The organism is Pseudomonas retamae, assembly GCF_043496865.1.
GTDB lineage: Bacteria > Pseudomonadota > Gammaproteobacteria > Pseudomonadales > Pseudomonadaceae > Aquipseudomonas > Aquipseudomonas retamae.
This window is the reverse complement of sequence record NZ_JBIEIL010000005.1, coordinates 39,196-50,886: the sequence shown is the minus strand read 5'-3', so window position 1 is coordinate 50,886 and position 11,691 is coordinate 39,196. Positions and strand designations below refer to the sequence as shown.

The window sequence follows — 11,691 nt, the reverse complement described above, 5'->3', positions numbered from 1 at the left end:
ATTCAACGCTGCACAAGGACCCAGCCAATGAGCCGTATTTTTGCTGACAACGCCCATTCCATCGGTAACACACCGCTGGTGCAGATCAATCGCATCGCTCCGCGCGGCGTGACCATTCTGGCCAAGATCGAGGGGCGCAACCCCGGTTATTCGGTGAAATGCCGGATCGGCGCCAACATGATCTGGGACGCTGAAAGCAGCGGCAAACTCAAGCCGGGCATGACCATCGTCGAGCCGACATCGGGCAATACCGGTATCGGCCTGGCCTTCGTCGCCGCAGCCCGAGGCTACAAGCTGATGCTGACCATGCCGGCCTCGATGAGCATCGAGCGGCGCAAGGTGCTCAAGGCGCTGGGCGCCGAGCTGGTGTTGACCGAACCGGCCAAAGGCATGAAAGGCGCTATCGAAAAAGCGGCCGAGATCGTCGCCAGCGATGCCGACAAATACTTCATGCCGGCGCAATTCGATAATCCGGCGAACCCGGCGATCCATGAGAAGACCACCGGCCCGGAAATCTGGAACGACACCGACGGTGCGGTCGACGTGCTGGTTGCAGGCGTCGGTACAGGCGGAACCATTACCGGCGTTTCGCGGTATATCAAGAACACCGCCGGTAAACCGATTATTTCGGTGGCCGTCGAGCCGACGTCATCGCCGGTGATCACTCAGGCGCTGGCCGGACAGGAGATCAAACCGAGCCCGCACAAGATTCAGGGGATCGGCGCCGGTTTCGTGCCGAAGAACCTTGATCTGTCGATGGTCGACCGGGTTGAGCAGGTGACCGACGAAGAATCCAAGGCCATGGCGCTGCGCCTGATGCAGGAAGAGGGGATTCTCTGCGGCATTTCCTGCGGCGCGGCGATGGCCGTTGCCGTGCGTTTGGCGGAAACGCCGGAAATGCAGGGCAAGACCATTGTTGTGGTGCTGCCGGACTCCGGCGAGCGGTATCTGTCGAGCATGCTGTTCAGCGACCTGTTCACCGAGCAGGAGAACCAGCAATAAGCAGATTGATGCAGGTCAGCCAGGGTTCAGGCGCCCTGTGCTAATAAATGCTTTGTTGCGAACCGCTTGACAATGAATCTTGCCAGGTGGGTTTTTCCCGGCGCCGGTAGTGTTTATCATGGCCGGCTGCCATGCCGGGTAAAAGGCATGCGCAGCGTTGTCTTTATTCAAGGAGTTGTTGATGACCGTTTCGTTTGCCGCCAAGGCGTTTGTGCTGTTGCTGTTTTTGGGCAGCACGCTCTATGTGCATTTGCGCGGCAAGGCGCGTTTGCCGGTATTGCGTCAGTTCGTCAACCACTCGGCACTGTTCGCTCCGTATAACGCTTTGATGTACCTGTTTTCCGGGGTGCCGTCCAAGCCGTATCTGGATCGCAGCAAATTCCCGGAACTGGATGTATTGCGCGATAACTGGGAAACCATTCGCGACGAAGCGATGCACTTGTTCGACGAAGGCTATATCCGCGCCGCAGAGAAGAACAACGACGCCGGTTTCGGTTCGTTCTTCAAGAAAGGCTGGAAGCGTTTCTACCTCAAGTGGTACGACAAACCGCTGCCATCGGCCGAAACCCTGTGCCCGAAAACCGTGGCGCTGGTCAGTGCGATTCCCAATGTCAAAGGCGCGATGTTTGCGCTGCTGCCGGGCGGCAGCCACCTCAACCCGCATCGCGACCCGTTCGCCGGCTCGCTGCGTTACCACTTGGGCCTGTCCACGCCGAACTCCGACGATTGCCGGATCTTCGTCGACGGTCAGGTCTACGCCTGGCGTGACGGTGAAGACGTGATGTTCGACGAGACCTATGTGCACTGGGTCAAGAACGAAACCGACCAGACTCGCGTGATCCTGTTCTGCGACATCGAGCGGCCATTGAGCAACCGCCTGATGACTCGCATCAACCGCTTCATCAGCGGCTGGCTCGGTCGGGCCACTGCTCCGCAGAACCTTGACGACGAACGCGTCGGCGGAATCAATCAGGCTTACGCCTGGAGCAAGAATTTCAGCGATAAGTTCAGTGGGGTGGTCAAACAGTGGAAGCGCCGTCATCCCAAGGCCTACCGAGTGATGCGACCGGTGCTGGCGGTGGTTGTGCTGACGTTGTTGGGGTATTGGCTGTTTGGCTGAGGCTGGATCTGGCAATAAAAAACCGCTCACTGGGAGCGGTTTTTTTTGCTTCAAGGGCGGCCGGCCAACACGCTGGGCTCGTCCAGATCAGTTCCGTTTTCAAGAACATGCAAAAAACGACGCTGATTAGCGGATAACGCAGGACTTCCAAGCGCACCTGCAGGCTTGGGCAACGCCTTCTTGGTCAGGGATTTTTTAATGACTTTGCGCATACTCCCTTCCTCATTGATCAAAATTTGAACTGCTTTCAAGATACTTGATTCTCCACTGCAAGAACAAGGCGACCTTGCAGATCAAAGGCAAAGCCGAGTTGTTGATAAATTGGAATCGCTCCCGGCATCGGTTCCTGCACTTCGATCAAGCGACTGCCGATGATCCGGGCGAATTCATCGATAGCAATCAATGCCAGAGCTGCGATACGGTTTCTGAGTGGATGAGCCTTAGCGGGTCTCCCCTCCAGCCGCACGATGCGAACTCGTTGACGGCTATTGTTCGGGTTTGCGAAACACAGCCCGCACAGCTCTTGTTCGAACCAGATCGCGATATCGAACGATAAAGGTTCTCGGGCTTTCCATCTGACGACCTCATCCCATGAGAAAACTGAGTCGTGCCACGCTTCAAAAGCCGCCAGTGCTTGAGCATCGATAGGTTCGAAGCGCACTTTGGACATGTCTGCACTTGAGGTTGACTGCATCTGGAGAGTGGCGAAAGCAGCCTTTTTTCTGGCCTCTGACCGATACAACTGATACCGCAAATACGTCCGTTCCCTTGGCATGTGATCTCTTGCATTCCCTGTCTCCTGACAATCCGTTGCCACCGCCAATCACCCTAATTCCCCGGCACCGCGCTGTCGCTGGCGGCCCTTTGCCCAAGTCATTGCAATCTGTGTCCCGGGCTGGTTATAGTCGGCGCTCGTGAATCAGGCGGTTCACGTTCCTCCCAAAGAGATCTGCTCAATGCCTGCATCCCACATCAACGCGGTAGTCGATTCAGCGGTCAACGCTGGCGTCGTGCCGTGCGGGAATCAGCAGCCTGTGCAGATCAGTCATTACCCACCTCCTGTCAGTAGCACGCCGGTGCGCGCAGTCGTAGCACCGCCGGGCGTTGGCGTTTCGGGCTGATCGGCAGTTTTTGCTGACCCCTGCGCCCGCCAGAACAACCTACTGAATTTCAGCTTCGGCTGAGTTGGCTTTGTGCCTGACTACAGGTGGTATTCATGTTTATCCTTTCGAAACAATCCGCGCTCGCGGCGGCGACCACGAGCCTGTTCGTCCTGCTGTGGAGCAGCGGGGCGATTTTCTCCAAGTGGGGATTGGCCCACGCGTCACCGTTCGCTTTTCTGCTGATCCGCTTTGCGATTGCCTTGTGCGGGCTCGTGCTGCTGGCGCCGCTGCTCAAGCTCAAGTTGCCCAAGGGCGGCAAGCCGATGCTGTTCGCGATCGCCACGGGTGTGGTGTTGTTGGGGGCCTATCAGATTTTTTATCTGCTGGCCTTGAACAGCAAAGTCACGCCGGGGGTGATGGCGACCATCATGGGCGTGCAACCGATTCTTACGGTGGTGCTGATGGAGCGGCAGCGCTCGGCCAGCCGGATATTCGGACTGATGCTTGGGTTGGCCGGATTGATCATGGTGGTCTACCAAGGCATCGGTCTGGCCGGGATGTCCTGGGCGGGCATGCTGTTTGGGCTGCTGGCGCTGGCGAGCATGACGCTGGGCTCGATCATGCAGAAACGCATCACCGAAAATCCGCTCGGCACACTGCCGGTGCAGTATCTGGCCGGGCTGTTGTTGTGCGGGATATTCGTGCCATTCCAGCCGTTCCATTTTGAACACGGCGCGGGTTTCGTCGTGCCGGTGTTGTGGATGGGGCTGGTGGTCTCGGTGCTGGCGACGCTGTTGCTGTATCGCCTGATCGCACGGGGCAATCTGGTGAATGTCACCAGCCTGTTTTATCTGGTGCCGGCGGTGACGGCGGTGATGGATTACCTGATTTTCGGCAATCGCCTGGCGGCGTTGAGTGTGCTGGGGATGTTGTTGATTATTGTTGGTTTGGGGTTCGTGTTCCGTAGAAGCAATCAGTAGAACAGGCGCTGATTGATCCATCGCCTTCGCGAGCAGGCTCGCTCCCACATTGCACATGCATCCCTGTGGGAGCGAGCCTGCTCGCGAATATCAGCCGCAACACAATCTAGCGTTAAGACACTCGCGCAGGTTTCAACACCAGCCACAACGCCAGCGCAATCAAAACCCCGCCATACACGTGCGCCATCGACAACGGCTCATCCAGCAACAACGCCCCCCACAACACCCCGAACGGCGGAATCATGAAGGTCACGGTCATTGACTTCACCGGGCCGATCGAGCTGAGCAGGCGGAAATAAATGATGTAGGCAAACGCCGTGCAACCCAGGCCCAGACCGAGCAGCGATAGCCAGACGTGCCAGCCACCCCAGCTCACCGGCGGTGCAGTGATGACGCTGTAGCCGAACAGCGGCAGCAGAAACAACGTTGCCCCGAGCATGCTGCCCAGCGCTGATAAACGACTGTCCAGCCCGCCCGCCTGATCCAGCCAGCGGCGCGCAAGAAATCCGGCAAAGCCATAGCAGGTCGTCGCCAGCAAGCAGGCGACCGCGCCCATCAGCAATTGCAGGTCGAAAGCCACCGGGCCGGCGCGGGTCAGAACGCCGACACCGAGCAAGCCGAGGAACACTCCGCCCAGTTTCGCCGCGGTGAGTTTTTCGCTGAAGAACAAGCCGCCGATCAGCACGCCCATCAACGGCGTGGTGGCATTGAAAATCGCTGAATAACCCGCCGGCAATACTTGCGCCGCCACCGAGTACAGCGTCGCGGGAATCCCCGAGTTGATCACGCCCAGCAGCATCACGGTTTTCAGTTTGCCTTTGAAATCCCAGCTGACACGCATCAGCCCCAGGATCACCAGCAAGCCGGCGGCGGCAATCGACACGCGAAAGAAACCGGTGGGAATCGTGCCGATCACCGGCGCAATGATGCGCATGAACAGAAAACTCGCGCCCCAGATAGCGGCCAGCGACAACATGCGGAAAATATCGACAGGGCTCACGGCGGGTCTCCTTCCTTGATCGGGACGAGAGTGTTGCCGAGTGTCCTGGTCATGGCAACCGCTGATCGGGCATTTAATTTTGCATTACGCAGCACTACCTGGCGTGTTGGGCAGCCCGGTATCGGTTTTGGCTGAAATTGCACTTTTCCTGCGGGCCTTTCCGTGACTAAGCTCAAGCGAACCGAATTCGCGCCGAGGTTTCACTTATGCCGCAGCAATGGCCAGCCACCGACATCGCCCGCATGATCCTCGCTGGCTTCGACGATTACCGCGAGCATTTCCGGCGCATCACCGACGGTGCCCGCGAGCGATTCGAACAGGCGCGCTGGCAAGAGGCGCAAGTCGCCTCGGCGGCGCGGATCAGCCTCTACGAGGAAAAGGTCGGCGAAACCGTAGCGCGCCTGCGCGAGCATTTCGATGAAGAGCTGCTGATGAATGTCAGCTGCTGGCCACTGGTCAAAAGCGCCTACATCAGTGTGATTGACCTGCGCTTCGACGATGAGCTGTCCGAGACCTGGTACAACTCGATTTTCTGTGGGCTGTTCAGTCATGACCTGATCAGCGATGGCTGCATGTTCATCCACACCACCCGGCCGACCTTGCGTCGTGCCCGCGCCGCACAGACCCGCACCTACAAGCCGCAGGGCCAACTGCCGGGCATGCTCGCCAGTATCTTCGCCGACTTCCGCTTCAGCGAGGATTACGCCGATCTGCCCGGCGACCTCAACCGGCTCGAAGCGCAACTGCGGGAAAACCTGCCGGACTGGGTCTGCAAGGACCCGGAACTGGCGGTCGAGCTGTTTTCCTCAGTGTTGTACCGCAACAAGGGTGCTTATCTGGTCGGGCGCATCTACACCCGCGACGAGCAATGGCCGCTGGTGATTCCGTTGCTGCACCGCGAAGGACGGGGGATTCAGATCGATGCGTTGATCACCGACGAAGCCGATGTGTCGATCATCTTCTCGTTTACCCGTTCGTATTTCATGGTCGACGTGCCGGTGCCGGCCGAGTTCATCGGGTTTCTGCGGCGCATTTTGCCGGGCAAGCACATTGCCGAGCTGTACACCTCGATCGGTTTCTACAAACACGGCAAGTCCGAGTTTTACCGGGCGCTGATCAATCACCTCGCCAACACCGACGATCAATTCATCATGGCGCCGGGCGTGCGCGGCATGGTCATGAGCGTGTTTACCCTGCCGGGTTTCAACACCGTGTTCAAAATCATCAAGGACCGTTTCTCACCGTCGAAAAACGTCGACCGCGCGACAGTGATCGAGAAGTACCGACTGGTGAAAAGTGTCGACCGGGTAGGGCGCATGGCCGATACCCAGGAATTCGCCGACTTCCGTTTTCCGCTGAGCAAGTTCGAGCCGGCGTGTCTGCAGGAATTGATCGAAGTCGCGCCCTCGACCGTGTCGGTGGAGGGCGACACGGTGCTGATCCGCCACTGCTGGACCGAGCGGCGCATGACCCCGCTCAACCTGTACCTGGAAAATGCCAACGAGGCCCAGGTGCGCGAGGCGCTGGAGGATTACGGTCTGGCGATCAAGCAACTGGCGGCGGCGAACATCTTTCCCGGCGACATGCTGTTGAAGAACTTCGGCGTCACCCGGCACGGGCGGGTGGTGTTTTATGACTACGACGAGATCTGTTTCCTGACCGAAGCCAACTTCCGCCACATCCCCGCGCCACGCACGCCGGAAGATGAAATGGCGTCCGAACCGTGGTATTCGATCGGGCCGCTGGACGTGTTTCCCGAGGAGTTTCCACCGTTTCTGTTTGCCGATGCCGGGCAGCGTAAATTGTTCGATCAGTTGCATGGCGAGTTGTATAACGCCGATTACTGGAAAAGCCTGCAAGAGGCGATTCGCGCCGGCAAAGTCATCGACGTCTTCCCGTATCGGCGCAAGGGTCTCAATAACGAATGACGGCAGCTACAAGCTTCCAGCTTCAAGCTAAAGGCCGCTACGGCTTTTAACTTGCAGCTTGTGGCTTGGCTGCTGAAAGCTGCTTTGCCCTGATCGTTCCCATGCTCTGCGTGGGAATGCCTCACCGGACGCTCCGCGTCCGCTTCTGGGACGCAGAGCGTCCCCGGCTGCATGCCCACGCGGAGCGTGGGAACGATCACTAGACAAGCAGCCACAAGCGGCAAGCACCAAGCTACAAGTCACAGCGGCTTTTAACTCGCAGCTTGCGGCTTGGCGCTGACAGCTGCTTTTCTGCCACAATCGCCCCCTGCATAAACAGACGACCGAATTGCCTACCCGATGACCGACGAATCGCCCTCTATCGACAAACTGCTGAAAAACCTCGATCACGCCATGCTCGCCGACCGTCACCGGTTGCGCCGGCAGTTGCTTGAGTTGCGCAAGAAACCCGACGAGGCCAAGTTGGCTCAGTGGGTCGCGCGCATGCAGGCGTCCTGTGATCAGGTGCTGGCGCGCAAGGCCAGCCTGCCGGTGATTCGTTACGACGACAGCTTGCCGATCGCGGCCAAGCGTGACGAGATCAAAAAGGCCCTGGAGCAGCATCAGGTGCTGATCATCGCCGGCGAAACCGGTTCGGGCAAAACCACCCAGTTGCCGAAGATCTGTCTAGAAATCGGTCGCGGTCAGCACGGTTTGATCGGCCATACCCAGCCACGTCGAATCGCTGCGCGCAGTGTCGCCAGCCGCGTCGCCGAAGAGCTCGGCACACCGCTCGGGTCGCTGGTCGGCTACCAGGTGCGCTTCGAAGATCAGAGCGACGCCAACACCCTGATCAAACTGATGACCGACGGCATCCTGCTCGCAGAAACCCAGAACGACCGCTATCTGGAACGCTACGACACGATCATCGTCGACGAAGCCCACGAACGCAGTCTTAATATCGATTTCCTCCTCGGTTACCTGAAAACCCTGCTGCCGCGCCGTCCCGATCTGAAAGTCATCATCACCTCGGCGACCATTGACCTGGAGCGCTTTTCCAAACACTTCGACGACGCGCCGATCGTCGAAGTGTCCGGCCGTACCTTTCCGGTGGAGACCTGGTATCGCCCGCTGACGCTGGAGCAGGACGAGGAGGGCAACCGTGTCGAGGACGACCTGACCGTCGATCAGGCGATCCTCGCCACCCTCGACGAGATCGCCGCTTACGAGCGCAGCGAACGCCGCAGCCCCGGCGATGTGCTGGTGTTTTTGCCCGGTGAGCGCGAGATCCGCGATGCCGCCGACATGCTGCGCAAGGCGCAGCTCAAACACACCGAAATCCTGCCACTCTACGCGCGCCTGTCGCCGGCCGAGCAGCAGCGGATTTTCCAGTCGCACCCCGGTCGCCGCGTGGTACTGGCGACCAACGTCGCCGAAACCTCGCTGACCGTGCCGGGCATCCGCTACGTGATCGACAGCGGCACCGCGCGCATCAGCCGTTACAGCTACCGCGCCAAGGTCCAACGCTTGCCGATCGAAGCGATTTCCCAGGCCAGCGCCAACCAGCGTAAAGGTCGTTGCGGGCGGGTCGAACCGGGTATTTGCGTACGTTTGTACAGCGAGGAAGATTTCCTCGGCCGCCCGGAATTCACCGATCCGGAAATCCTGCGCACCAACCTTGCCGCGGTTATTTTGCAGATGTTGCATCTGCGCCTCGGTGAAATCACCGCGTTTCCGTTCATCGAACCGCCGGATGGCAAAGCGATCAGCGACGGTTTCAATCTGCTGCAGGAGCTTTCCGCAGTCGACCGCAACAGTCAGCTGACGCCGCTCGGCCGCCAGTTGGCGCGCTTGCCGGTCGACCCGCGCATGGGCCGCATGCTGCTGGAAGCGGCGAAACTCGGCAGTCTGCAGGAAGTGCTGATCGTCGCCAGCGCGATGTCGATTCAGGACCCGCGCGAGCGTCCGCCGGAGCGTCAGCAAGCGGCCGATCAGGCCCACGCACAATGGAAAGACAGCGATTCCGACTTCGCCGGACTGGTCAATCTCTGGCGCGGTTTTGAAGAGCAGCGCCAGGCGCTGACGGCCAGTCCGCTGCGCAACTGGTGCCGCAAGAACTTCCTCAATTACATGCGCTTGCGCGAATGGCGCGATTCGCATCGCCAGTTGAGCCTGATCTGCCGCGACATGCAGCTAAGCCTGAATAAAGAGCCGGCCGACTATCCGAAACTGCACAAAGCGGTGCTGGTCGGGTTACTCAGCCAGATCGGCCAGAAAACCGAAGACGGCGATTACCTCGGCGCGCGGCAGCGGCGCTTCTGGATTCATCCGTCTTCGGGTATCGGCAAGAAACGCCCGCAATGGCTGATGGCTGCCGAGCTGGTGGAAACCACCAAACTCTATGCGCGCATGGTCGCCAAGATCGACGCCGACTGGATCGAACCGCTGGCCGGGCACCTGATCAAGAAAAACCACTTCGAACCGCACTGGGAGAAGAAGCGCGGTCAGGTCGTGGCCTTCGAGCAGATCACCTTGTTCGGCCTGATCGTCGTCGGCCGGCGCCCGGTGCATTACGGCCCGGTCGATCCCGTGGTGTCGCGCGAGCTGTTCATCCGCGAAGGTCTGGTGCGCGGCGAGATTCAGTCCCGAGCCAAATGTCTGAGCGCCAACCAGCAATTGCTCGAACAGCTCGACGAACTGGAAGCCAAGGCCCGCCGCCGCGACATTCTTGCCGACGAAGAAACCCTGTACGCGTTCTACGACGCGCGCTTGCCGGCCGAGATTCACCAAACCGCAACCTTCGATAGTTGGTACAAGGTCAACAGTCAGAAAGACCCGCAACTGCTGATCATGCGCGAAGAGGACGTGCTGGCTCGCGAGGCCAGTGAAGTCACCGCACGCGATTACCCGGATACGCTGCACATCGGCGATCTGGAACTGGCGCTGACCTATCACTTCGAACCCAATCACCCGCGCGACGGCGTGACCTTGCGCGTGCCGGCGCCGCTGTTGCCGATGCTGCCACCGGAGCGTCTGGAGTGGCTGGTGCCGGGGCTGATCGAGGCCAAATGCATTGCGTTGGTGCGCAATCTGCCGAAAGCCCTGCGCAAGAATTTCGTGCCGGTGCCGGATTTCATCAAAGCCGCGTTGCAGCGCATGACCTTTGCCGAAGGTTCGCTGCCGCAGGCGTTGGGGCGTGAGTTGCTGCGCATGACCGGTGCGCGGGTCAGCGACGAGGCGTGGGCGGAAGCGGCGCAGCAGGTCGAAAGCCATCTGCGGATGAACCTGGAAATCGTCGACGGCCAAGGCAAGTTCCTCGGCGAAGGCCGCGATCTGGCCGAGCTGACCGCGCGCTTTGCCGAAGCCAGTCAGGCGGCGCTGGCGGTGCCGCAGAGTGCCAAAAGTCAGCAGCCGGTGGAGGCGAAAGTCTTCGCTCCGGTGGCGGAAAAGACTCAGCAAAAAATTGCCGGCCTGTCGATGACGGTGTATCCGGCGCTGGTCGAGGAGGCCGGTACGGTCAAGGAAGGGCGCTTTTCGACGCCGGCCGAGGCCGAGTTCCAGCATCGTCGCGCCTTGCAACGCTTGTTGATGCAGCAACTGGCTGAACCGGCGAAGTTCCTGCGCGGCAAGCTGCCGGCGCAAACCGAGCTGGGCTTGCTCTATCGCGAGCTGGGTCGCGTCGATGCGCTGGTCGAAGACATTCTGCTGGCCAGTCTCGACAGCTGCATCCTTGACGGCGAAGACCCGCTGCCGCGTGACGGCGCCGGTCTGGCGGCACTGGCCGAGCGCAAGCGCGGCAACTGGAGCGAGCACGCCGAGCGCGTGGCACGCCTGACCCTGGAGATTCTCAAGCTCTGGCACGGTTTGCAAAAACGCTTCAAGGGCAAGATCGACCTCGCTCAGGCCGTGGCCCTGAATGACATCAAGCAGCAAATCGGCCATCTGGTTTATCCGGGGTTCGTCCGTGAAACGCCGATGCAATGGCTCAAGGAGTTGCCGCGCTATTTGAAAGCGGTTGAGCAGCGCTTTGACAAGCTGGGCGCGCAATTACAGAAGGACCGGGTCTGGAGCGGCGAACTCGCCGGCCTCTGGGCGCAATACCAGGCTCGCGCCGCCAAGCATGCGCAGGAAGGCAAGCGCGATCCGCAGCTCGAGTTGTACCGCTGGTGGCTCGAGGAATACCGCGTCTCGCTGTTTGCCCAGCAGTTGGGCACCAAAGTGCCGATTTCTGATAAGCGCCTGAGCAAGCAGTGGAGTCAGGTCGAACCGTAAAATGAAGGCATACGCAATCCCTGTGGGAGCGAGCCTGCTCGCGAAAGCGCTGTGTCAGACCCATACCCGGTATCTGACACGCCGTCTTCGCGAGCAGGCTCGCTCCCACAGTGAGATGGGTGTTGATCTTGAGAATGGCGCCAAAACCCTGGGTTTATGGCAAACTTCGCCACCATAAACGCCGGTTTCGCGACCCAGAGCCTTCGCCGTGTCGCGCCGCGGAATAAAACGATGCCAGGTTTGCGTCCCCCGGACGGGAATAGACCCTTTGTGTGTTGGTACGACGGTTCCAGCACTTTCTGCCTGA

At 59.8% G+C, this 11,691-nt stretch carries 9 protein-coding genes; 6 read left to right on the top strand and 3 right to left on the bottom strand.

Going from position 1 to position 11,691, the window contains the following annotated elements; translation table 11 throughout:
* Positions 1–27: 27 nt before the first annotated feature.
* Positions 28–1,002, top strand: a complete 975-nt coding sequence (cysK, locus tag ACGSLL_RS11900; RefSeq protein ID WP_394506014.1) for a cysteine synthase A — start codon at positions 28–30, stop codon at positions 1,000–1,002.
* 181 nt (positions 1,003–1,183) lie between these two features.
* The gene (locus tag ACGSLL_RS11895; protein ID WP_394506012.1) at positions 1,184–2,122 is read left to right on the top strand and encodes an aspartyl/asparaginyl beta-hydroxylase domain-containing protein; all 939 of its coding nucleotides are present in this window, start codon (positions 1,184–1,186) and stop codon (positions 2,120–2,122) included.
* A gap of 50 nt (positions 2,123–2,172) precedes the next feature.
* On the opposite strand, the gene ACGSLL_RS11890 is transcribed toward ACGSLL_RS11895, so the two are convergent.
* Together ACGSLL_RS11890 and ACGSLL_RS11885 are read right to left on the bottom strand one after the other, a co-directional pair.
* Positions 2,173–2,334, bottom strand: a complete 162-nt coding sequence (locus ACGSLL_RS11890) for a hypothetical protein (protein ID WP_394506010.1) — start codon at positions 2,332–2,334, stop codon at positions 2,173–2,175.
* A 35-nt stretch (positions 2,335–2,369) separates the two neighbouring features.
* The gene (locus tag ACGSLL_RS11885; RefSeq protein WP_394506008.1) at positions 2,370–2,792 is read right to left on the bottom strand and encodes a hypothetical protein; all 423 of its coding nucleotides are present in this window, start codon (positions 2,790–2,792) and stop codon (positions 2,370–2,372) included.
* 286 nt (positions 2,793–3,078) lie between these two features.
* Between ACGSLL_RS11885 and ACGSLL_RS11880 the strand changes: the two genes are divergently transcribed.
* Together ACGSLL_RS11880 and ACGSLL_RS11875 are read left to right on the top strand one after the other, a co-directional pair.
* On the top strand, positions 3,079–3,243 hold the full coding sequence (locus ACGSLL_RS11880) for a hypothetical protein (RefSeq protein ID WP_394506006.1): 165 nt from the start codon (positions 3,079–3,081) through the stop codon (positions 3,241–3,243).
* Positions 3,244–3,338: 95 nt separating this feature from the next.
* A complete protein-coding gene (locus ACGSLL_RS11875; protein WP_394506004.1) occupies positions 3,339–4,205 on the top strand; it encodes a DMT family transporter in 867 nt (288 codons plus the stop codon).
* A 112-nt stretch (positions 4,206–4,317) separates the two neighbouring features.
* Here ACGSLL_RS11875 and ACGSLL_RS11870 read toward each other — a convergent pair whose 3' ends face one another.
* Positions 4,318–5,205: a DMT family transporter gene (locus ACGSLL_RS11870; protein ID WP_394506002.1), complete on the bottom strand. Its 888-nt coding sequence runs from the start codon at positions 5,203–5,205 to the stop codon at positions 4,318–4,320.
* A gap of 206 nt (positions 5,206–5,411) precedes the next feature.
* On the opposite strand from ACGSLL_RS11870, the gene aceK reads away from it, so the two are divergent.
* Positions 5,412–7,133 (top strand): bifunctional isocitrate dehydrogenase kinase/phosphatase, encoded by a 1,722-nt coding sequence (aceK, locus tag ACGSLL_RS11865; protein ID WP_394506000.1) that lies wholly within the window; start codon positions 5,412–5,414, stop codon positions 7,131–7,133.
* A 339-nt stretch (positions 7,134–7,472) separates the two neighbouring features.
* Positions 7,473–11,384, top strand: coding sequence for an ATP-dependent RNA helicase HrpA (gene hrpA, locus ACGSLL_RS11860; RefSeq protein ID WP_394505998.1), 3,912 nt, complete (start codon positions 7,473–7,475; stop codon positions 11,382–11,384).
* The last annotated feature ends 307 nt before the right edge of the window (positions 11,385–11,691 follow it).